Here is a 20,990-nt window from a genome sequence, read left to right on the forward strand (position 1 = left end):
CTCACCGGCGGCACCGCCACCCTCACCACCAGCACACTCGCCGTCGGATCACACGCACTGACTGCGGTCTACAGCGGCGACACGAACTTCACCGGCTCCACCTCACCCGTCGACACGCAGACCGTCGACCAGGCCGACACCTCCACCACCCTCACCTCCACCCCCGACCCCTCCGTCTTCGGACAACCCAAGACACTCACCGCCACCGTCACCCCCGTACCACCCGGAGCCGGAACCCCCACCGGAACAGTCGACTTCTACGACGGCGCCACCCTCATCGGCACCGCCACCCTCACCGGCGGAACGGCCACCCTCACCACCTCGTCCCTGGCAGTCGGATCACATCCATTGACCGCCACCTACAGCGGCGACGCGAGCTTTACCGGCTCCACCTCGCCCGTGGACACGCAGACCGTGACGCAGGGTGCGACCGCGACCGCTCTCACCTCCGCGCCGGATCCCTCGGTGTTCGGGCAGCCGAAGACCCTGACCGCGACCGTCGCCGCGGTGTCGCCGGCCACCGGAACCCCCACCGGGACAGTGAGCTTCTTCGACGGCGCCACCCTCATCGGCACGTCCCCCCTCAGCGGCGGCACCGCCGCCCTCACCGTCTCCGGTCTGTCCGTGGGTTCCCACGCGCTGACGGCCGTGTACGGGGGTGACTCGAGTTTCTCGGGTTCCGCCTCCCCGGTGGACGCGCAGTCGGTGGTCAAGGCTTCGTCGTCGACGGCCGTGAGCGTGTCGCCGGATCCCTCTGTGTTCGGCCAGCCCAAGACGCTGACGGCAACGGTGACCGCCGTGGCGCCGGGTGCGGGCACGCCGACGGGGTCGGTGACGTTCTTCATCGGCGGCATTCCGCAGGCCCCGGTCGCCCTGGTGGGCGGTGTGGCCACGCTGACGACCTCGAGCCTGCCCGTGGGCGTGCGGACCGTCCGCGCCGTCTACGGCGGTGACGGAAACTTCAACGGTTCCTCCTCGCCCAACGTCAACGCAACGGTGACCAAGGCCAATTCGGCGACCGCCCTGACATCCGCGCCCGATCCCTCCGTGTTCGGGCAGGCGAAGACCCTCACCGCCACCGTCACGCCCGTCGCACCCGGTGGCGGCACGCCGGCCGGTACGGTCAGCTTCTTCGAGGGGGCCACACTCCTCGGCACCGCCACCCTCAGCGGCGGGGTGGCGACGTTCACCACCTCCGGCCTGGCGGTCGGGACGCACGCGCTGACGGCCGTCTACAACGGCAACGCCGGCTTCAACGCCTCCACTTCACCCGTGGACACACAGACGGTGACGCAGGCCGCCACATCGACGGTGCTGGTGTCCGCGCCCGACCCCTCGGTGTTCGGGCAGGCGAAGACCCTCACCGCCACCGTGGCCGCCGTCGCACCCGGGGCAGGTACCCCCACCGGCACAGTCGACTTCCACGACGGCGCCACCCTCATCGGCACCGCGTCACTCGTGGGCGGCACCGCGACCCTCACCACGACGTCACTCGGGGTGGGCACCCATGCGATGACCGCGCTCTACAGCGGCGACACGAACTTCACCGGTTCGACGTCGGCCGTGGACACGCAGACGGTGACGCAGGCCGCCACATCGACGGTGCTGGTGTCCGCGCCCGACCCCTCGGTGTTCGGGCAGGCGAAGACCCTCACCGCCACCGTGGCCGCCGTCGCACCCGGGGCAGGTACCCCCACCGGCACGGTCGACTTCCACGACGGCGCCACCCTCATCGGCACCGCGTCACTCGTGGGCGGCACCGCGACCCTCACCACGACGTCACTCGCGGCGGGTTCGCACGCGCTGACGGCGGTCTACGGCGGCGACACGCAGTTCACGGGTTCGACCTCGCCGGTGGACACGCAGTCGGTGGTCAAGGCGTCGAGCACCACGGCGGTCGGCGTATCGCCCGATCCGACGGTGTTCGGCGAGCCCAAGACCCTGACCGCGACCGTCGCGGCCGTGGCCCCGGGCGCGGGTACCCCGACCGGCACGGTGACGTTCTTCGTCGGGGGGATCCCGCAGGCCCCGGTCGCCCTGGCCGGCGGTGTCGCCACGCTGACGACCGCGACCTTGCCGGTGGGCGTGCGCACCGTCCGCGCCGCCTACAACGGTGACGCGAACTTCAACGGGTCAACGTCACCGACGGTCAACGAGACGGTGAACAAGGCCAGTACGACCACGGCGCTCGCCTCGGCGCCCAACCCGTCGGCACCCGCGCAGGCGGTGGTCCTGACGGCCACGGTCGCCGCGGTGCCGCCCGGCGGCGGAACACCTGCCGGAACGGTCGGCTTCTTCGACGGCGCGACCCTCCTGGGCACGGGCACGCTGAGCGGCGGAGTGGCGACGTTCACCACGTCCGGCCTGACGGTCGGGACGCACGCGCTGACCGCTGGCTACAACGGCAACGCCGGCTACAACGCGTCGACATCGCCCGTCGACACCCACGTCGTCATGTGAGCCGACGACGGCAGACCCCGACGTCGGACCCCGACGTCGGACCCGCGGCCCCGGCCGGCCCCCCACGCCGGCCGGGGCCCTGCGGCGGTTGCGATCCGGCGGCCATCGGCTCAGGGGCGTACCGGCCCGTCCGGTGGCACCGGGTTCGCGACCGTCGTCGTACCGGCCGGCGCCCTGGGCGTCCAGCCACTCGGCGACCACCGAGGCGACGTGAACGCCCTCGTCCTCCAGCATCATGGTGTCACCGACGCCGGGCACCAGCACCGGGCGCACCCCGTAGAGGTCGGCGATGCGATGGGCGTCGTGCACGGGGGTGCGGTCCTCCTGCGGACCGATGACGAGAACGGGGCAGTGGACGGCTCGTGTGTCGACGAGGGCGCTTCCGTCGCTGTAGCCGTTGACGACGGGCGGGGGTTCCGGGCCGACGCGCTCCATCACCGCGTCCAGGGCGGTCTCGGTGATGCGGTGGAACCACCAGGCGCGAATCCTGTCCCGGCTGTACATGACGGGCTCGTCCGGCGGCAAGGGCGTCTTGCGCATCGCGCCGAGCTGGCCGGGGCCCACGGTGGAGACCAGGACGAGTGCTTCGGTGCGTACCCGTGCGGCCACCAGTTGGGCGAGCAGTTCCCCCATGCTGTGCCCGAGCAGTACGGCCCCTGGAGCGAGGCGGTCCAGCACGCGCAGCACGTCGTCCACGTAGTCCATGAGGGTCAGCGACAGGAACGTCTCTCTCGGCAGGGTGCGGGAGCCGGTGTGGTGGGGCAGGGACAGGGCCAGGCAGGTCCAGCCCGAGTCGACGAGGACCGGGATCCAGCATTCGAAGACCCACCAGCCCTGCTGGGCTCCGTGGATCATGACGATGGTGCCGCGCTGCGCTACGAGCGGGTCGCTCGCTTCGCGCACGAGCATCCCGTCGACCTCGTGGTCGACCCACCGGGGTCCGGGTGCCGTGACGCGGCGTGCCTGTGGTGTGCGGGCGCTTCGATCGCCGTACGACATGGGCGGGCCGCCTTCCCTCACGCCGGTCGGCCCGTCGGGCACGGCCGCCTGTGCGTCGGGGGCGCCGCGGTTCCCGATGGGTCCGATGGGTCCCGGAGGACGGGACGGGCGTCCGTCCGCGTCGCCGGAACACATGGTGTCCCCCATGGTGGCGAGGTGCGGTGCGGCGGCCGGGTGAGGCGTCCGACGGGGGGCGTGTCGCCGGAGCCGAGGGAGCGGGTCAGTCGAGGGCCCTGCGGTCGGGTCCTGTGCGGTCGGGCGCTGTGTGGTCGGGCCCTGTGTGGTCGGGCCCTGTGTGGTCGGGCCCTGTGTGGTCGGGCTCTGTGCGGTCGGGCGCGTACGCGGGCGTGGGGGCGGGCGGTTGTGCGGGCAGCAGCAGCGGGGTGGCGAGCAGCAGGACGCCGGAGAGGGCGATCGCGGGCAACGGGCCGGTGCGTGTCGCTATCACGCCCCAGACGACCATGCAGGTGGCCTGGGTCAGCCTGCTGGTGATGCTCCAGGCGCCGGCCATCCGGGCGGCGTGGCCGGCGGGCGCGCGGCGCAGGCGTTCCGTCGCGCTGATGGGGTTGAAGACGCCCATGCAGACGATCAGCAGGCCCTCGACGAGGGCGACGGTGAGCACGCCGGAGACGCCGGGCCGGGTCATCACGAGTCCGAGCGGGAAGACCGCGCGCAGCCGGCCGGTGACGGTCAGGACGCGGTGCCGTCCGTGGCGGGCGACCAGGCGCGCGGACAGGCGGGCGCCGGCGAGGCCGCCGAGCGCGGGGAGCGCGAAGGCGAGCCCGTACTGCCAGGCGGGGACGTGGTACTGGCCGAGCAGGAGCACGGCCAGGAGCGGGCCGGTCGCCATGATCAGTCCGTTGACGGCCATCTGGTTGAGGAACAGGCGCCGCAGGAACCGGTCGTGGAGGATGAGGCGCCAGCCGGCCAGGAAGTCCCGGGCGTGCGGCCCGGTGGCGCGGCCCGTGCGGGACGTGGCCTCGTCGGGGCCCGTGCGGGTCGGTGCGTCGTCGGGGCCCGTGCGGGCGCCGCCGTAGTCGTCGGGGCCCGTGCGGGGCGCGGCGTCGACGGCGGGGGCGCGCAGGACCGCGAGCGCGGACAGCAGGTAGCTGAGGGCGTCGGCCGCGACGGTGACGACCGGGCCGAGCGCCCCGGTCAGCGCGCCCCCGAGCGGCGGTCCGGCCGCGGTCGCCGCCCAGTTGGTGCCCTCGAACCTCCCGTTGGCGACCAGGAGGTGTTCGCCTCGGACGAGCTGCTTGAGGTAGGCGCCGGAGGCGGCGGTGAAGACGATGCCCGCGGTTCCCGAGACGACCGACACAACGAGCAGTTGTCCGTACGACAGCAGGCCGAGCAGGTGCGCCGCCGGGACGCTCGCCATCGCCGCACAGCGGACCAGGTCCGAGCCGATCATCACCGGCCGCTTGGCCCGGCGTTCGACCCACGGCGCGAGCGGGACGGCGGCCACCGCCGCGACGGCGAGGCCGGCCGCCTCCAGCAGTGCGACGGCGAACGGTGTCGAGTGCAGCACACGGACGGCGATCAGCGGGAACGCCCCGAAGGCGATCCAGGTGCCGTACGTGCTCACCGCGTAGGCCGACCACAGCCGGCCGAAACCGGGTTCCAGGCGCGGGGGCATGCGTCTCCTTCGCGAAGGCGGGGTGCGGGCCGGTGCATGACATCAGTCGGCGGGGAGCGGGATCAAACAACCGTTCCACGGGGAGACACAACGATCGGTTGTGAGGGGCGCGGGCCGGTCCGCCGGGCGCGCCTACCATGGGCCGGTGGATACCGAGGCGGTGCGTACGTTCCTCCGTGCCGCCGAGCTGGGCCGGCTGCAGCATGCGGCGGACGAGCTCGGCGTGACCCAGCAGGCCGTGTCGAAGCGGATCGCCGCCCTGGAGCGGGAGCTCGGCGCCCGCCTGTTCACCCGCACCGTCCGAGGGGTCGAGCTGACCCACGACGGCCAGGCGTTCCTGCCGCACGCGCGGACCGTCGTCACCGGTGCCGACCGCGCCCTGACCGCGCTGGGGAGGGGCTCGCGGCCCCTGCGCGTCGACGTCCTCGGGCTGAGGTCCGCGCAGGCCGTGCTCCTCCACGAGTACTGGCGCTCGCATCCCGACGTCGAGCTGGACGTGGTGACCATCAAGGTGAGTGATCCGCGCGCGGCGGTCGCCGCCGTCCGGGCGGGCGACGTCGACGCCACGTTCCGCACGGTCACCGACCCCGCGGCGCTGCCGCGCGATCTGCGGATGCTGCGCGCGTTCGACTCCCCGCTCGAGCTGATCGTCGGCCCGGGGCATCCGCTGGCCTCCGCGCGGACGCTGACGCCGGCCCAGTTGCGCGGGCACCGCATCTGGGTGCCGGGCATCGCGCCGCGCAGCGAGTGGGCCGAGTTCTACGACGAGCTCGTTTCGGCGTTCGATCTGCGCGTCGACGCCTCCGGTCCGAACTTCGGCAACGAGGTCCTGCTCGACACCCTCGCGGAGTCCGACGAGGTGGCCACCCTCGTCGGCGCGCGCGACCGCTACCTCTGGCCGGCCGGGTACGACCTGCGGCGCATCCCGATCGTGGACCCGGTCATCGCCTACCCGATCTCGCTCATCGTGCCGAGGACGAACCCGCATCCCCGACTGCAGCCGGTCATCGACCACTTCACGAGCCTGCCGCGCCTGCCCGGTCCGTGCTGGCTCCCGTCCTGGGCGGCGGTCCCGCACGGCCGCGGGGGCGACACCGCCGCGCGCCGCCCATAGCGTTCACGCGCGGGCCTCACCGGGCGCGCGGGCGTAGGGACCGCCCGGGGGTCAGGGGCGCGCGGGCGTCAGGACCGCCCGGGGGTCATGAGCGCGGGGGGCGTCACCGGCGCCCGGACCGCCGAGCGCGCGGGGGGTCACCACCGGGCGTCCGGGGCACCGAGCGCGCGGGCGTCGAGGGCGCGCAGCGCGGTGAGGCAGGCGGCGATCGCGGGCTGGTGCGCGGTGCCGTGGCGGACGGCGGTCTCGATGGTGCGGGTGAGCGTGCCGTCCGCCACCGGGTGCGCCGTGAGTGGCGGCGGCAGGCGGTGCGCGGCCATGCGCGGCATGAGGACGGTGTGGCCGCTGCTCGCGGCGAGGGCGGCCATGGCGGAGAAGTCGGTGCAGGTGTGGCGTACCCGCGGGGTGAAGCCGGCCGACCGGCAGGCGTGGAGGACGGCCTCGCCGCAGGCCGTCTGCGGCGGGGCGGTGATCCACGGGGTGGTCGCCAGCTCGCGCAGGTCGACCGGGGATCCCTCGGGGCCGGCCGCCGGGTGGTCCTCGCGCAGGACGGCGACCAGGGGATCGTCCCACAGGGTGATCGTCTCGACGGCCGGGTGCGCGGGTGCGGCGAGGTTCGTGTAGCGGTAGAGCAGCGCGACGTCGGCGCGGCGCTGGAGCAGCAGCCGTACGGCGGGTTCCGGTTCCGCCTCGGTGATGTGCACGCGCAGCTCCCCGTGGGCCTTCTCCAGGGCTTCGCCCACGGGGGCGGCCACCGGCGCGAGGGCGCTGGGGAAGCAGGCGAGGTGGAGGGGCCCGGCCGGTTCACCGGCATCGGCCCGCAGCCGGTTGCGGGCCTGCTCGAGGGCCGTGAGCACGGTTTCGGTGTCCTCGGCGAGCCGGTGGCCGGCGGCCGTGAGGTGGACGGAGCGGCCGGTGCGCTCCAGGAGGCGGGCGCCTGTCTCCTCCTCCAGCAGCCGCAGCTGCTGCGACACGGCGGAGGGCGTGACGCCGTGCAGTTCGGCCACGGCGGTCACGGTGCCGTGGACGGCCAGGTCCCGCAGAAGGATGAGGCGTCGGACGTCGAGCATCAGCTCATCTTAAGGTCATGCTGTAGGAGATGTAGCTGGACACGAGGGCGGGTGAACGGCGACCCTGGCGGCCTCAGCCCCGTTCCCGAGCAGTACCAGGAGTGTTCGTGCGCGCCACCGTGATCCACGGCCCCGGTGACATCCGTGTCGAGGAGGTGCCCGACCCGGTCGTGCGGCGGCCGACGGACGCCGTGGTGCGGGTGGTCAACGCCTGTATCTGCGGCAGCGACCTGTGGGCGTACCGGGGTGTGGCGTCCAGGGTGGCCGGGCAGCGGATCGGCCACGAGTTCCTCGGCGTCGTCGAGGACGTCGGCCGCGAGGTGACCGGTTTCGCGCGCGGCGACTTCGTGCTGGCGCCGTTCGTCTGGTCCGACGGCACCTGCGACCACTGCCGCGAGGGCCTGCACACGTCCTGCCCCAACGGCGGCTTCTGGGGGGAGGTCGGATCCGACGGCGGGCAGGGCGAGGCCGTGCGGGTGCCCTACGCGGACGGCACCCTGGTCAAGCTGCCGGAGGAGGCGGCCGGCGAGGAGAAGCTGCTGCCCGGCCTGCTCGCGCTGTCGGACGTGATGAGCACCGGCCACCACGCCGCGGTGGCGGCCCGGGTACGGCCCGGTGTCACCGTCGCCGTGGTGGGTGACGGCGCGGTCGGCCTGTGCGGTGTGCTCGCCGCGCGCCGGCTGGGCGCCGGGCGGATCATCGCGCTGGGCCGGCACGAGGAGCGCATCGCGATCGCCCGCCGCTTCGGCGCCACCGACGTGGTGGCCGAGCGGGGCGAGGCCGCGGTCGAGGCGGTCGGCGAGCTGACCGGCGGCCAGGGCGCACACGCCGTGCTGGAGGCCGTCGGCACCGAGGAGTCGATGCGCACGGCGATCTCCGTCGCCCGCGACGGCGGCGCGGTCGGCTACGTGGGGGTGCCGCACGGCGGCTCCGCCGGTGTGGACATCGGCCGCATGTTCGACCGGAACATCGCGCTGGCCGGCGGGGTCGCCCCGGCCCGCGCGTACATTCCCGAACTGCTGCCCGATGTGCTCTCCGGCGCCATCGAACCCGGCCTGGTCTTCGACCGCACCGTCGGCCTCGACGGCGTACCCGACGGCTACCGCGCGATGCACGACCGCACGGCTCTCAAGGTCCGCATCGCCCTCTGAGGCCCGGGCGGTCGCGGCGGAACGCGTTCCGCCGCGACCGGAGGCGTGCAGCCGCCGCCGGGTGCCGGTACGGTGCCCTCGGCCCTACGTCGCCGACGGGGCGGGCCGCTCGGTCAGCGCGGGAAGGACCTTTGCGGCGATGTCGACGAGTACGTGGTCGTCCGGCAGGGCGCCGGTCTTGCTCCACACGGTGAAGTCGTAGGAGCCGCCCCGGTCCTTCGGGTCGAGAGCCACGGACAGCGTCCTGGCCAGTGGCCCCTGCTCGACCGGTCCGCCCGACGCGCTGCCACCGAGATCGATCTCGAGCTTCATGGTGTGGTCCGAGGAGAGGACCGCGGGCCGGCCGAGCACCTTGAGCGTCTTGACGTCCCTCTCACCGCCGATTCGCATCAGCTTCACGTACTGGGCGGTCGACAGTTCGTTGTAGGTGGCCGAGGCGTGCACGGTGTACGTGTCGAACTCGACCTCGGCCTCCGGCTGGGCCACCTTCCCGTCGGTCAGGAGGGCGGTGTTGTTGGTGCCGGACACCGACGTCGCGGTCTCACCGGGGGTTCCGAGGAGCCGGGCCAGGTCGGGCCGGTTCAGCGCCTCGCACAGCTCGTCACCCGTCAGGACCCCGGGCTTGTGCCGGTAGGCCTTCGGCAGTTCCGCGGTTTCGCGGCCCGGGCACGAGGCGGGACGCGGGCCGTCCTGGGACGGCAGCACGTCCGGAGCCAGCCACAGCGCCGCGCCGATCGCCCCGAACACGGCCACCGCCGCCACGGCCTGCCCCCAGGCGTTGGGCTCCTTCTGGGCGGTCCGCGCGCCGGGCTGCGGCTGGGCCGCGGACCCGGACCGGGCCGGGACCCGGGGCGCGCCGGAGGCCGGGACGTCGGCATGGGCGACGGACCCGGCCGCCGCCGTGTCCGCAGCGGCCGCCGCCGTGCCCGCGCCGACGGTGGCCGTGTCCGAGCCGGCCCCCGCCCTTTCCGTGCCGGCCGCCGCCGTGTCCGCAGCGGCCGCCGCCCTCAGGGCGCGGCGCACGCGCAGGACCCGCACGACCATGTGGACGCGGACCGCGGTGAACACCAGGAACACCAGGCCGATGCCGGCCGGGACCCACTCGCGGTCATGGACGGCGAGATACATGATGCGCACGCCGAAGACGGACCCGACCACGATGAGCAGGGGCTCGCGGACCCAGAAGGGGAGGCGGCGAACGAGGAAACCGATCACCGGATGATCTCACCAGTACGCGATCACTTCCGCTATGACGGAAGCCATACTTCCGCCCATGCACATGACAGTTCCGTGGTGCGGGCCGGCGCCCGCGCCACCGGCGGCCCGTGCCAGGCCGGACCCGCGCGTGCCGGCAAGGCCGGACCCGCGCGTGCCCCGGGGGGCCGGACCTGCGCGTGCGCGGCCGGATCCGCTCCCACATACTTGTGAGGCGAACCGGGTGCCCGACGGGGCACCGGCGTCGACGGGGCAGGTCTGCGGCCCGCCCGTGGGAGGTCTCCACCCAGATGCAGGTGCCGGGCCGAGCCCGGTCCTCGCGGCTCCTTCAGTGGTGGGCCGTACGCGATCCCGAACTCGCGGCGACCCGCCGGGCCGTGCGTGCCGCGATCGTCATGCCGGGACTGTTCGCCCTGTGCATCGAAGTCCTCCACTCACCCGTCATGGCCTCCTACGCCGCCTTCGGCTCGTTCTCCATGCTGCTGCTGGTCGACTTCACCGGTCCGATGCCGCAGCGGCTACGGGCCCACGTGGGATTCGCGGCGGCGTGGGCGGTGCTCATCAGCCTCGGCACGGTGATCGCCGGGACGATGTGGCTGGCGGTGGCGGTCACCGTGCTGGTCGGCTTCCTGGTGCTGTTCTCGGGTGTCGTCAGCTCCGTACTCGCCGGCAGCACGACCGCGCTGCTGCTGGGCTTCATCCTGCCGGTCACCACACCCGCGCCCCTGGCAGTGCTGCCGGACCGCCTCGCCGGAGCGGGTCTGGCGGCGCTGGCCGCCCTGCCGGCCGTCCGGCTGCTGTGGCCCCGGCCGGCCGGCGATCCGCTGAGCGCGCCCGCCGCCCGGGTCTGCCGCGCGGCCGCCGCGGTACTGCGTGCCGACGCCTCCCGGCTGACGTGCGCGCCGCGGGCGCCGGCCGCGGAACGGTACGCGGTCGCCGCCGACGAGGCCGCGACCGCGGCGGCCGAGCTGCGCACCGTGTTCGAGGCGACTCCGTACCGCCCCAGCGGCCTGTCCACCGGCTCCCGCGCGATCGTCCGCCTGGTCGACGAGCTCACCTGGCTCAGCACCGTCATGGAGGACGGAGGGCACTCTCCCGGTGACGGTGCCGACTGCGATCCGGACGCCCACCTCCCGCTGGCCGCCGCGGCCGACGTCCTCGAGCACGCCGCCCGCCTGCTCGAGGAACCACGCGCGGACCCCCACGCACTGCGGACCTCCGTGAACCGGCTGCGTACGGCCCTGGAGGGACTGGAGCGCGGGGCCGCCGGCCGGCTCCCGGTGCACCGCCACCTCGAGGGCACACCGGAGATCCGCGGTTTCGTCGAGGCCCTGGACGTGTCGTTCCGCGCGGAGGAGCTCGGATTCGTGGTGCTCCGGATCGCGGACAACGTGCGTCTGGCCGCGGCCGCCGAGCAGCGCGGGTGGCGGGAACGCCTGACCGGCCAGGCACCCGGGGGCCTGAGTGAGCCCCTGACCTCCGCCCGCGAGCGGGCCGCGGCCCACCTGCATCCGCATTCGGTCTGGCTGCACAACAGCCTGCGCGGCGCGCTCGGCCTCGGTGTCGCGGTCGTGCTGGTGAACCTCACGAGCTTCCAGCACTCGTTCTGGATCCTGCTGGGCACTCTGTCGGTCCTGCGCTCCAACGCGCTGAGCACCGGGCAGAACGCGGTCCGCGCGCTGGGCGGAACGCTGGTGGGTTCCGTCATCGGGGCGGGGCTGCTGCAGCTCATCGGCCACCACAGCACCCTTCTGTGGTGCCTGCTGCCGGTGGCCGTCCTCGTCGCGGGCATCGCCCCCGCCGCCATCTCGTTCGCCGCCGGGCAGGCCGCCTTCACCGTCACCCTCGTCATTCTGTTCAGCATCGGCCGGACCCCCGACTGGCACACCGCGCTGGCGCGGCTGGAGGACATCGCCATCGGCTGCGGGGTCAGCGTGCTCGTGGGGCTGTTCTTCTGGCCGCGCGGTGCCGCGGCGGCCGTGGACCGGGCCCTGGCCGCCGCGTACACGTACAGCGCCCGTTATCTGGACGCGGCGGTGGACTACGCCGTCGGCCGGTGCGGCGACCGCCCGGCCGCCGTCCGGGCGCCCGTGCGGGACAGCCGCCAGGCGGTGGCCGCCGCCCGGCTGCTGGACGACGCCTTCCGTGCCTATCTGGCGGAGCACGGCCCCAAGCCGGTCCCGATGGCGGACCTGGCCACGCTCGTCACGGGCATCAACGCCCTCCACCTCGCGGCGGACGCCGTCCTCGGGCTGTGGCGGCGTCCCCGGGCACCGTCCGCCCGGACGGACTGGTCCGACGCCCGGATGGCCCTCCTCGGGATGTCGGGGCGGGTCACGGGCTGGTTCCGGGACCTGGCGGCGAGCCTGACCGAGCGGGATTCGGCCCCTCGGCCGCTGCAGCGCAACCTCGACGCGGAAGCGGCCATCGCCGGCTCGGTGCGGCGCGATCTGCGCGACGAGCACGGGCGCGCCACCGACACCGCCGTCCGCGTCGTCTGGACCGTCGATCACCTGCACGCGGTCAGCCGCCTGCAACCGCATCTGGCCGCCGCGGCCAAGGTCAGGCGGCGGACCGGCACCGCGCCGCTCACCGCCTCACCACGGCACCGGGAGCCGGCCGGCGGGCCGATCCGCGCCGTACGAGCGGACGCCCGGGTCGATCCTGTGCCGTCGAAGGGCCGCCAGGGCGCCGCCGACGGCGAACAGCCGCCATGACACGGTCACACCGGCTTTCTATACTGTCCTGAATGTGACGTTTCCTCACCCATGCGGGATGTGCCATGGACGGTATCGCGGACATGGGCGGTACCGAGGGCCGGGGGCCGGCCCGCCCGCCGAGGCCTGACGAGCCGGTCTTCGCACATCCCTGGGAGGGCCGGGCGTTCGCGCTGACGATCCTCTCGAGCCGCCTCGCGTGCGGCGGCTACAACCCGGACGCCTTCCGGCACGCCCTGGAGCGTCTGAGCCCGGCCGCCTATCTCGACGACGGCTACTTCGGGCGCTGGCTCAACGCCGCGGAGTCGATGCTCACCGAGAGCGCCACCCTGGCGCCGGGAGCGGTCCGGGCCCGTGCCCGCAACCTGCGCGGCGACCACGTCGAGGAGCCGCCGGTCCCGGCCCCCCGCCCCGACTGGGCACCGACCGCCGCACCGGTGGACGCGGGATCGCTGCGCCCGGTGGACACCGCGCCGGCCTTCGGCGCGGGCGACCGGGTGCGCGCCAGGGGGGCGCCGGTGCCCGGACACACCCGGCTGCCGGCCTACGCGCGGGGACACACCGGAGTCGTCGAGGCCGTACGGCCCGCCTCGGTGCTGCCCGACACCAACGCCCACTTCCTGGGCGAGCACCCGCAGCACGTGTACTCGGTGCGGTTCGACTCGCGCGAGCTGTGGGGCACGGAGTCGGAGCCCTTCGCGCTCACGGTGGAGATGTACGAGAGCTATCTGGAGACGGCCCGATGACCACCGCCGACGAGCCGGGCGGGCAGCTCCCCCCGGATCTGCGCACCGAGGCGCTCGAGCAGCTGCTCACCGAGCGGGGCCTGATCGACCCCAGGGCGGTGGACGGCATCATCACCACCTACGAGACCCAGATCGGCCCCCTCAACGGCGCCAAGGTCGTCGCCAGGGCCTGGACCGACCCCGCCTACCGGGAGCGGCTGCTGCGGGACGGCACCGCCGCCGTCAAGGAGCTGGGCTTCTCCGGGCCGCAGGGCGAGCACATCGTCGTCGTGGAGAACACCCCCACCGAGCACAACGTGGTGGTGTGCACACTGTGCTCGTGCTATCCGTGGCCGTTGCTCGGTCTGCCGCCGAGCTGGTACAAGGACCCCGCCTACCGCGCGCGCATGGTGAGGCAACCGCGCGCCGTGCTGTCCGAGATGGGACTCGACCTCGCCGACGACGTGCGCGTCACCGTGCACGACTCCACCAGCGAGGTGCGCTGGTTCGTGCTGCCCGAACGGCCCGCCGGTACCGGGCACCTGAGCGAGGAGGAACTCGTGCCGCTGGTGACCCGTGAGGCCATGGTGGGCGTGGCCAAGGTGGCCGCGCCGTGACCGCGCCGCTGGACATCGAGGGGTCCGCCGCCCCGCCCCGCTCCAACGGCGAGCTGGTCTTCGCCGAACCGTGGGAGAGCCGGGCCTTCGGCATGGCCGTCGGCCTCCACGAGGCGGGCGCGTTCACCTGGCCGGCGTTCCGCGCCGCGCTCATCGCCCGGATCGCGGCCTGGGAGCGCGCACCCGTGCGGGACGAGCCCTACGGCTACTACCGGCACTGGCTGGCCGCCCTGGAGGACGTGCTCGTCGACCGGTGCGCCGTCTCCAGGGAGGAGATCGCCACCCGCGCCGAGGCCCTGGCGCAACGTCCACCGGGCCACGACCACGCCGCGGACGACAGCCGCGCGCGGTCCCGCTGAACCGCCGACCGGTGCCGGTTAGGCCAGGCGCAGGTCGACCCAGGGGATGGTGTCCCCCGGCAGCAGGTAGCGCTCGGTCTCGACGAACCCGTGCCGGTGCGCGAACCGCAGACCGTCCTCGTTGGAGGAGAGCACCACCGTCTCGATCACCGTGGCGCCCAGCTCCCGCGCACGGGCGAGCCCGCGCGCGTAGAGCTGCTTGCCGAACCCCCTGCCCCGGTGCTCGGCGAGGACGCGGGCGATCACGGTGGCCGTCGCCGTGCCGTCGGACGGGGGGCGCACCGTGCTGCAGCCCACGAGGACGTCGCCGAGGTGGGCGACCTCCAAGTGGTTGCGCCCGGCGCGTTCCCGCACCTCCTCCAGCGACAGAGGATGCGTGGGGATGATCACGTTGTGGACGTGCTGCCAGTCCCGGAGGGTGTCGTCGCCGTCCGGTTGCCGTATGCGGAGGTCGGGCATCGCAGCAGCAGACCACACCGTGTCTCAGGGCGTCAACTTCCGTTGGTGTGTGCCCTGTTACGGCACCCGGGAGCCGCCGCGCCCAGGGGCGGCCGGCCGGACGTACCCGTCCGGCCGGCCGGTCCCGGTTCAGGCGACGCGGGTGAGTGGTGGGCACTCCCAGGTCGCGTCGATCACCTCCGGGCGGGGCCGGTACATGCGCAGGGCCACGAACCAGGCACCCTTGCTCGCGGTGGGCAGCCAGTTGGCCTCCCCGCCCTCGCCGGGCGGCTCGCTCTGCAGGCGGATCGTCAGCCCGCCGTCGGCGTCCCACTGCAGGCCGGGGCTGCGGTCGCCCACCGAGTAGCGGTCGGCCGGGTTGGGGATGAGGTTCATGTCCTCCCCGTAGGCGGTCAGCGACCAGAAGGCGTCGACCGGCGGCAGCGCGTCGCCCGGGAAGCGCAGTTCGTAGCGGCCCTCGGGGACCAGTTTGTTCCCGTCCGCGTCGTCGAAGTTGAGCAAGTACACGGCTTCGGCCGGGTCGTTGGAGGCGACGCCGACCAGCGACTGGTCGGCGGCGCGTTTGAGGAAGTCGTCGCCGAAGCGTCCCATCTCGGCGGGCGGGTAGCGCCAGCCGTGCACGAGGTGGGCCCAGTCCCCGCTGAGCAGCTGCTGTCTGAGCAGGGGCACGCCGGCGGCCGCGGCACGGATCAGGCTGCGTTTGACCGCGTCGGGCTGCTCCTCGACGTCCAGGCCGGGCCCAATGCCGATCTCCGCGAACTGCCGCAGGAGAACACCGTGGTGGGACGGTGGAGGGTTCTCGGCCAGCATCGCGTTCAGTGTCTTCCACGGCCCCAGGGGGTCCTCCTCCGCCGGGATCGGCGTCAGGACGTCACGGCGTTCGGGGACCTTCGCGTCCGGATCGCCGAACAGGCCGAGGGGGGTGAGCCGGTAGTGTTCCTGGAGTTCCCGGACGTGCGGCACGTCGTACGGGCCGCCGACGAGGGTACGGCCGAGCACGAGCACCCAGGGACTGGGGGCCTCCTCCAGGCGGCGCACCCCGGCGGGAAGTCCGCCCTGCCAGTCCGGACCGACCAGGGCGAAGCTGCCGGCGCCGGAGCCGGTGGTGCGCTGGCCGACGTAGTCGAAGTTGTCGGACGTGATGCCCACCAGCTCGAAGGTGAAGTACCGGTCGCCCATGTCCGGATGGGAGAGGATGACGGGTTCGGCGGTCAGGTCCACCCAGGCCACCGAGTACAGGGTGTCGTTGTTGGGGCATCCCCCGTCGCGGTACGTGGCGTCGAGCAGTCGCTCGGCGTGCCAGAAATGGTTGACGGGCGCGTACGGAACGGTCGCGGGGTTCCGCGGCTGGGTCACCCAGTCGTGCCGGAGCCGGGCGTTGTAGATGTACGGGAACCCGTAGACGAAGGCCTGCTCACCGAGCGTGTAGGCGTACTCACTGCGCCAGTCGGCGACGCGCCCGGTCAGGATCGGCTTCACCGCCTGGCCCAGCGCGGGCACGATATCGGGCAGACGGCGTGCGCGCTCGATCGCGGACCCGGGGTGCCGGGCGGCGTGCCCGGCGGCCCGCGCCACGGAGACGGCCGCGCCGGCCACGTCCTCGGGGATCCGCCGCCAGGCAGGGTTGTGCGATGGTTCGGGCATAGCGGCACCACTTCGCTCGACAGCGTCGCGGGCAGGGCATCCGGCGCACGGCCGTGCGGTCCCTCCGGCCCGTGCGGCTCTCCCCGGCCGTTTCGGTCCCTCCCCCGCCGACCATCCTCCCTCGCATCGCCCGTCGCCGCAGCCCGGCACGGGCCCGTCCGCCCCGCTGCGGCCGGGCGGACGCCCGGACGCAGGATGTGGTGTGCCGGAACCGCCGGTCGCATACTGGAACGGACATCGACGGGACGCGGATCGTCAGCGCCCGGCCGCGGCTCCTTGAGTGCCCGAGGAGGGTGCGCGATGGGAACCTACGAGGACGTCTTCCGCAGCAGCAGCAAGGACCCGGAGCACTTCTGGCTGGAGGCGGCCGGGGCCCTCGACTGGGAGGCCGCCCCGCGGCGCGCCCTCGACGCGGCGCACGCGCCCTTCTACCGCTGGTTCCCCGACGGGCGGCTCAACGTCTGTCACAACGCCGTCGACCGGCATGTCGAGGCCGGCCGGGGCGACCAGCCGGCGCTCGTCTACGACTCCCCCGTCACCGGCACACGACGCACCTACACCTACGCGCAGTTGCGCGACGAGGTGGCGTCCTTCGCCGGAGCGCTCGCGGAGCTGGGCGTCGGACACGGGGACCGGGTCGTCATCTACATGCCCATGGTCCCCGAGGCGGCCGTCGCCATGCTGGCCTGCGCCCGCATCGGCGCCGTCCACTCGGTCGTCTTCGGCGGGTTCGCCCCGAACGAACTCGCCGTCCGCATCGACGACGCCGCCCCCGAGGTGATCGTCTCCGCCTCCTGCGGCATCGAGGGACAACGCGTCATCGCGTACAAGTCACTGCTCGACCGGGCCATCGAGCTGGCCTCGCACAAGCCGCGGCACCGTGTGATCCTGCAACGGCCGCAGGCCAGGGCGGACCTGGGACCCGGCGATCTCGACTGGGCGGAGTTCGTCGCGGCGGCGCCCCCGGCCGGCTGCGTGCCCGTCGCCGCGAACGACCCGCTGTACATCCTCTACACCTCAGGAACGACCGGAAAGCCCAAGGGAGTCGTGCGTGACTGCGGCGGCTACGCCGTGGCGCTGCACTGGTCGATGGGCGCCGTCTTCGACGTGGGCCCGGGCGAGACGATGTTCACCGCCTCCGACGTCGGCTGGGTCGTCGGGCACTCGTACATCGTCTACGGACCGCTGCTGGCCGGCGCGACCACGGTGCTGTACGAGGGCAAACCGGTCGGCACACCGGACGCGGGCCAGTTCTGGCGCGTGGTCGCCGAGCACCGGGTGAAGACCATGTTCACCGCGCCCACCTCCTTCCGGGCCATCCGGAAGCAGGACCCGCAGGGCGCGCTCGCGGCGCCGTACGACCTGTCCAGCCTGCGCTACCTCTTCCTCGCGGGGGAACGCCTCGATCCGGAGACCTACCACTGGGCCGGCGCGCTGCTGGGCATCCCGGTGATCGACAACTGGTGGCAGACCGAGACCGGCTGGCCCATCGTCGCCAACCCGGTCGGCGTCGAAGCCGCGCCCGTCAAGCCCGGCTCCCCGACCTTCCCGCTGCCGGGCTGGGACGTCCGCGTCCTCGACGCCTCGGGAAAGCCGGCGCCCGCGGGCGTGGACGGCGCGATCGTCGTCAAGCTCCCCCTGCCTCCCGGCGCGCTGGTCACGCTCTGGAACGACGACGACCGGTACGTCGCCTCCTACCTCTCCGCGTTCGACGGCTACTACGTCACGGGCGACGGCGGGCACATCGACGACGACGGGTACGTCTTCGTGATGGGCCGCGTCGACGACGTCATCAACGTCGCCGGGCACCGGCTGTCCACGGGCAGCATGGAAGAGGTCCTGGCCGCCCATCCCGATGTGGCCGAGTGCGCCGTGATCGGAGTCGCCGACCCGCTCAAGGGCCAAGTGCCGCGCGGCTTCGTCGTGCTGAAGGCCGGCGCCGGCCGCGAGCCGGGCGACGTCGAGGCCGAACTCGTCCACCTCGTGCGGGAACGCATCGGCGCCGTCGCCTCCCTCAAGGAGGTCTCGGTCGTGGCCGCGCTGCCCAAGACGCGCTCGGGGAAGATCCTGCGCAAGACGATGCGCGCCATCGCCGACGGCCACGAGGAACCCATCCCCTCCACCATCGACGACCCGGGCGTCATCGAGACCCTGCGTCCGGTGCTGCGCGCCGGCGGGCACGGCGGGCACAGCGCATGACCTCGAACCCATGGCGGGGTTCGAGGTCATCGTCCGGCGGGTCCGAGGGTTCTGCGCCCGGCTCTGCGCCTCGGTTCTACGCCCGGCTCTGGGCCTCGGCGTCGGCCACCGCGATCGTGATGCCGAGGGCCTTGGCGATGTTGCCCGCCGCCGTCATGACGCGCGCCGTACCCACCACGGGAGCGATGGCGACCAGCACGTCCTGCACCTGCTCGGCGGTCAGGCCCGCCTGTATCGCGGGGTCGATATGGGCGACGTAGGAGATGGGCGGCGCGTCCGACGCGGCGAGGGCCGCGATGCGCGTGAGCATGAACGTCTCCGGGGTCAGCCCGCACCGCTCGACCGAGTCGACCGTCATCGCGGCGAGGGTGTCCAGTACCGGGGTTTCAGATGCTGTGGCCATAACAGGTCGTCTCCTGTTGGTGTGTCGAGAGGGGACCCGGCGGCGAGGGAGTGCACGGGGTCCCGGTGCGGGGCAGCGCCCACGGCACGACCGTAAATCCATTTCCCGTGGACCGCCTGTCGAGGGGACGGGCCGGGAATCCGAGCCGTGCCGCTCCCCGGGCGGGATCGGGCCCTGCCACCTCAAACTTCCCTCAATGCACGAGGAGTTGCTTGACCGGGCCGCCGGAAACGGCGAATGATCTGCACACGTCAGCCCCGGCGAGGAGCAGGGGTGGCGCAAGGAAGACCATCACGGGTCGCGCACCCCCACTACTTGGCTGGTACATCTTGGGAAACCGTCCAACGGCACCCGGCGCTGCGCCCGGTGCGGTCCGCACGACTGCCTGCGCGCTCGCGACGACTGCCTGCGCGCTCGCGGGCATCCTGGCGCCGGCCGGCTGCGGCACCCACGCGAGCGCCGGTGTCGCGCATCCCTCCGCCGCGGCGCCGGGCCGGAGCACCCCACCTGCCTCGGCGCACGTCACGGCACATGATCCGCACGCCCCCTCGGTCACCGAGGCGCCGCGGATCGGCGCGGACGGCAGGTGGGTCCTCGTCTCCGGCGCTTCCGTCACCGGACACGGGACGTATCCGCTTCCCGGAGGCATCAGGGCGGGCGGGACTCTGGCGATCGCCGTCAACTGCCAGGGGGCGGGCCGCGTCGACGTCCAGGTGACGCCGGCGGGGGTTTCCTTCCCTCTCCGGTGCGAAGAGGGCAAGGTGCTTCCCGCCCTGAACGAGATGCTCATGAGCAAGGCCCGGTCCACCGCCTCACTGCGCTTCACCGCGGATCCGGGCGTGACATGGTCGTTCGCGGCGGGATGGGACCCGGCCCCACCGGAGCGGCGGTGAACGCCGTCGGACGGCGCGGACCGGTGCGTCGAGCGGGCGCCGCGGGGCGCGTGCTGCCTTCTCCGGTCCGGCGGTCGCCTCAGCCGATGGAGACGACGCGCGCCCAAGGCGGCGGGGCGTCCGGGACGTAGTCGGGGTTCTCCTCGTCCACGGCGCGGGCGGGTCGTGGGAAGAGGCCGACGACGGTACGGCAGGGTGGCTGGGCGGAGGGCCAGGGGGTCTGGCCGTCGGTCAGGGCGACGATCACGTCGGGGCGGGGCCGGGAGCGCAACGCCCGGGCGAAACCGGAGCGCAGGTCCGTTCCCCCGCCGCCGATCAGGGCCATGCTCTCGGCACGGCAGAGCGGTACGGCCACCCCGGCCGCCGCGTCGCAGGAGATCACCGAGACCAGGTCGCGCCGGCCGCCCACGGCCCGTGCGATCGCCGCCACCTCCAGCAGCGCGCTGCCCAGCTCCGCGTCGCTCACCGACCCGGAGGTGTCGATCACGACGCAGACCCGGGGCGGCGTACGGCGCAGGCTCGGCAGGACGACGCCGGGGAGCCCGGCCGAGCGCCGGGACGGGCGACGGTAGCTGTGGTTCTCGCCCACTCCGGGCGCGCCCGCCGCCGAGCGGACCGCCGCCCCCAGCAGCTGCCGCCACGGCTGCGGCGGATGGAACGCCTCGTCCGCCCACCGGCGCCACCCCTCCGGCGCGTCGCCCGGCCGGCCCTTGATCCCCTCGGCGACCCGGAAGCGGACCGCGTCCCGCTGCTGCCTGCTCAGCCCGTGCGCCCCCGCCGGCCCCAGCTCCCACGGCCTGCGCTGTCCGTCGGCGCCGCTGCCGCAGTCCAGCCAGGCCTGCTCCGCGGCGAGCCCGGACATGGAGGCCGTCCGCAGGTACTCCTCCATCAGCAGCCCCCGGGGCAGCCGCAGCAGCGACGGCAGCACCGCACCGGCGGGCACGGGCAGCCCGTCGCCGTAGATGTCGTCGTTGATCTCGAAGTCGGCGGCGATGTTCCGCCGCAGTCTTCCCGGGCCGCCGGCCGCCAGGCCTCCGCCCGCGTCCCGCTCGCCGGGCCCGTGCTCCTCGTGCTCGCGCGCATACCGCTCGCCGCGCCCGTGGTGGTCCCGGAGCAGATGGGAGACCTCGTGCACCCACACGCCCGCCAGCTCCTCCACCGGGGTGCGCGCCACGAAGCCGGGCGAGACGTAGCAGCGCCAGTACGCGTCCACCGCCATCGTGGGGACCGACCGGTCCTCCACCACGTGCAGGGCGAAGAGCGCGTCGGCCAGGTAGGGGCGGACCCTCACCGCGTGCAGCCGCGCGGCCAGCAGCTTCTCCAGGTCCA

The 20,990-nt window shown here is 73.7% G+C and carries 16 protein-coding genes and 1 pseudogene; 9 read left to right on the forward strand and 8 right to left on the reverse strand.

The features are described 5' to 3' along the window. A partial coding sequence (locus ACI2LW_RS06565; RefSeq protein WP_404730033.1) for a beta strand repeat-containing protein occupies nucleotides 1–2,460 on the forward strand: 2,460 nt, incomplete at its 5' end. A gap of 567 nt (nucleotides 2,461–3,027) precedes the next feature. Here the strand turns inward: ACI2LW_RS06565 and ACI2LW_RS06570 are convergent. Then, a pseudogene (locus ACI2LW_RS06570) lies at nucleotides 3,028–3,606 on the reverse strand (alpha/beta hydrolase); the annotation flags it as partial. A 73-nt stretch (nucleotides 3,607–3,679) separates the two neighbouring features. Beyond that, nucleotides 3,680–5,095, reverse strand: a complete 1,416-nt coding sequence (locus ACI2LW_RS06575) for an MFS transporter (RefSeq protein ID WP_404730034.1) — start codon at nucleotides 5,093–5,095, stop codon at nucleotides 3,680–3,682. Between the two features lie 145 nt (nucleotides 5,096–5,240). Here ACI2LW_RS06575 and ACI2LW_RS06580 point away from each other — a divergent pair, with 145 nt between their 5' ends. Further along, on the forward strand, nucleotides 5,241–6,209 hold the full coding sequence (locus tag ACI2LW_RS06580; RefSeq protein WP_404730035.1) for a LysR family transcriptional regulator: 969 nt from the start codon (nucleotides 5,241–5,243) through the stop codon (nucleotides 6,207–6,209). Nucleotides 6,210–6,346: 137 nt separating this feature from the next. Here the strand turns inward: ACI2LW_RS06580 and ACI2LW_RS06585 are convergent, their stop codons facing one another. Further along, a complete protein-coding gene (locus ACI2LW_RS06585) occupies nucleotides 6,347–7,279 on the reverse strand; it encodes a LysR family transcriptional regulator (RefSeq protein WP_404730036.1) in 933 nt (310 codons plus the stop codon). 107 nt (nucleotides 7,280–7,386) lie between these two features. Here ACI2LW_RS06585 and ACI2LW_RS06590 point away from each other — a divergent pair, with 107 nt between their 5' ends. Continuing rightward, nucleotides 7,387–8,430, forward strand: a complete 1,044-nt coding sequence (locus ACI2LW_RS06590; RefSeq protein ID WP_404730037.1) for a zinc-dependent alcohol dehydrogenase family protein — start codon at nucleotides 7,387–7,389, stop codon at nucleotides 8,428–8,430. Between the two features lie 84 nt (nucleotides 8,431–8,514). Here the strand turns inward: ACI2LW_RS06590 and ACI2LW_RS06595 are convergent, their stop codons facing one another. Beyond that, nucleotides 8,515–9,645: a DUF6215 domain-containing protein gene (locus ACI2LW_RS06595; RefSeq protein WP_404730038.1), complete on the reverse strand. Its 1,131-nt coding sequence runs from the start codon at nucleotides 9,643–9,645 to the stop codon at nucleotides 8,515–8,517. Nucleotides 9,646–9,935: 290 nt separating this feature from the next. Between ACI2LW_RS06595 and ACI2LW_RS06600 the strand changes: the two genes are divergently transcribed. The 4 genes from ACI2LW_RS06600 to ACI2LW_RS06615 all read left to right on the forward strand — a co-directional run bounded on the left by ACI2LW_RS06600 (nucleotide 9,936) and on the right by ACI2LW_RS06615 (nucleotide 14,063). Continuing rightward, on the forward strand, nucleotides 9,936–12,362 hold the full coding sequence (locus ACI2LW_RS06600; protein ID WP_404730039.1) for an FUSC family protein: 2,427 nt from the start codon (nucleotides 9,936–9,938) through the stop codon (nucleotides 12,360–12,362). 65 nt (nucleotides 12,363–12,427) lie between these two features. Then, on the forward strand, nucleotides 12,428–13,108 hold the full coding sequence (nthB, locus tag ACI2LW_RS06605) for a nitrile hydratase subunit beta (protein ID WP_404730040.1): 681 nt from the start codon (nucleotides 12,428–12,430) through the stop codon (nucleotides 13,106–13,108). Continuing rightward, on the forward strand, nucleotides 13,105–13,704 hold the full coding sequence (gene nthA / locus ACI2LW_RS06610) for a nitrile hydratase subunit alpha (protein WP_404730041.1): 600 nt from the start codon (nucleotides 13,105–13,107) through the stop codon (nucleotides 13,702–13,704). The genes nthB and nthA overlap by 4 nt, the downstream gene beginning before the upstream one ends. Then, nucleotides 13,701–14,063, forward strand: coding sequence for a nitrile hydratase accessory protein (locus ACI2LW_RS06615; protein WP_404730042.1), 363 nt, complete (start codon nucleotides 13,701–13,703; stop codon nucleotides 14,061–14,063). Before nthA ends, ACI2LW_RS06615 begins: the two co-directional genes overlap by 4 nt. Before the next feature lie 18 nt (nucleotides 14,064–14,081). Here ACI2LW_RS06615 and ACI2LW_RS06620 read toward each other — a convergent pair whose 3' ends face one another. Then, entirely contained in the window at nucleotides 14,082–14,522 is a 441-nt protein-coding gene (locus tag ACI2LW_RS06620; protein ID WP_404730043.1) for a GNAT family N-acetyltransferase, read from the reverse strand. A 129-nt stretch (nucleotides 14,523–14,651) separates the two neighbouring features. Then, nucleotides 14,652–16,166, reverse strand: a complete 1,515-nt coding sequence (locus ACI2LW_RS06625) for a DUF1254 domain-containing protein (RefSeq protein WP_404730044.1) — start codon at nucleotides 16,164–16,166, stop codon at nucleotides 14,652–14,654. A 300-nt stretch (nucleotides 16,167–16,466) separates the two neighbouring features. Here ACI2LW_RS06625 and ACI2LW_RS06630 point away from each other — a divergent pair, with 300 nt between their 5' ends. Next, complete coding sequence (locus ACI2LW_RS06630) at nucleotides 16,467–18,365, forward strand: acetate--CoA ligase (protein WP_404730045.1); 1,899 nt, start codon at nucleotides 16,467–16,469, stop codon at nucleotides 18,363–18,365. 76 nt (nucleotides 18,366–18,441) lie between these two features. On the opposite strand, the gene ACI2LW_RS06635 is transcribed toward ACI2LW_RS06630, so the two are convergent. Beyond that, nucleotides 18,442–18,768: a carboxymuconolactone decarboxylase family protein gene (locus tag ACI2LW_RS06635; protein ID WP_404730046.1), complete on the reverse strand. Its 327-nt coding sequence runs from the start codon at nucleotides 18,766–18,768 to the stop codon at nucleotides 18,442–18,444. 329 nt (nucleotides 18,769–19,097) lie between these two features. Here ACI2LW_RS06635 and ACI2LW_RS06640 point away from each other — a divergent pair, with 329 nt between their 5' ends. Next, nucleotides 19,098–19,661: a hypothetical protein gene (locus ACI2LW_RS06640; RefSeq protein WP_404730047.1), complete on the forward strand. Its 564-nt coding sequence runs from the start codon at nucleotides 19,098–19,100 to the stop codon at nucleotides 19,659–19,661. 79 nt (nucleotides 19,662–19,740) lie between these two features. On the opposite strand, the gene ACI2LW_RS06645 is transcribed toward ACI2LW_RS06640, so the two are convergent. Then, nucleotides 19,741–20,985, reverse strand: coding sequence for a VWA-like domain-containing protein (locus ACI2LW_RS06645; RefSeq protein WP_404730193.1), 1,245 nt, complete (start codon nucleotides 20,983–20,985; stop codon nucleotides 19,741–19,743). Nucleotides 20,986–20,990 lie beyond the last annotated feature (5 nt).

The organism is Streptomyces sp. NPDC004065, assembly GCF_044903565.1.
In the GTDB taxonomy this organism is placed as follows: domain Bacteria; phylum Actinomycetota; class Actinomycetes; order Streptomycetales; family Streptomycetaceae; genus Streptomyces.

What these genes read in the sequence shown, in the direction of transcription:
- ACI2LW_RS06635 (WP_404730046.1), bottom strand. Translation starts at nt 18,768, where the DNA reads ATGGCCACAGCATCTGAAACCCCGGTACTGGACACCCTCGCCGCGATG.
- ACI2LW_RS06585 (WP_404730036.1), bottom strand. Translation starts at nt 7,279, where the DNA reads ATGCTCGACGTCCGACGCCTCATCCTTCTGCGGGACCTGGCCGTCCAC.
- ACI2LW_RS06600 (WP_404730039.1), top strand. Translation starts at nt 9,936, where the DNA reads ATGCAGGTGCCGGGCCGAGCCCGGTCCTCGCGGCTCCTTCAGTGGTGG.
- ACI2LW_RS06575 (WP_404730034.1), bottom strand. Translation starts at nt 5,095, where the DNA reads ATGCCCCCGCGCCTGGAACCCGGTTTCGGCCGGCTGTGGTCGGCCTAC.
- ACI2LW_RS06630 (WP_404730045.1), top strand. Translation starts at nt 16,467, where the DNA reads ATGGGAACCTACGAGGACGTCTTCCGCAGCAGCAGCAAGGACCCGGAG.
- nthA (WP_404730041.1), top strand. Translation starts at nt 13,105, where the DNA reads ATGACCACCGCCGACGAGCCGGGCGGGCAGCTCCCCCCGGATCTGCGC.
- ACI2LW_RS06625 (WP_404730044.1), bottom strand. Translation starts at nt 16,166, where the DNA reads ATGCCCGAACCATCGCACAACCCTGCCTGGCGGCGGATCCCCGAGGAC.
- nthB (WP_404730040.1), top strand. Translation starts at nt 12,428, where the DNA reads ATGGACGGTATCGCGGACATGGGCGGTACCGAGGGCCGGGGGCCGGCC.
- ACI2LW_RS06620 (WP_404730043.1), bottom strand. Translation starts at nt 14,522, where the DNA reads ATGCCCGACCTCCGCATACGGCAACCGGACGGCGACGACACCCTCCGG.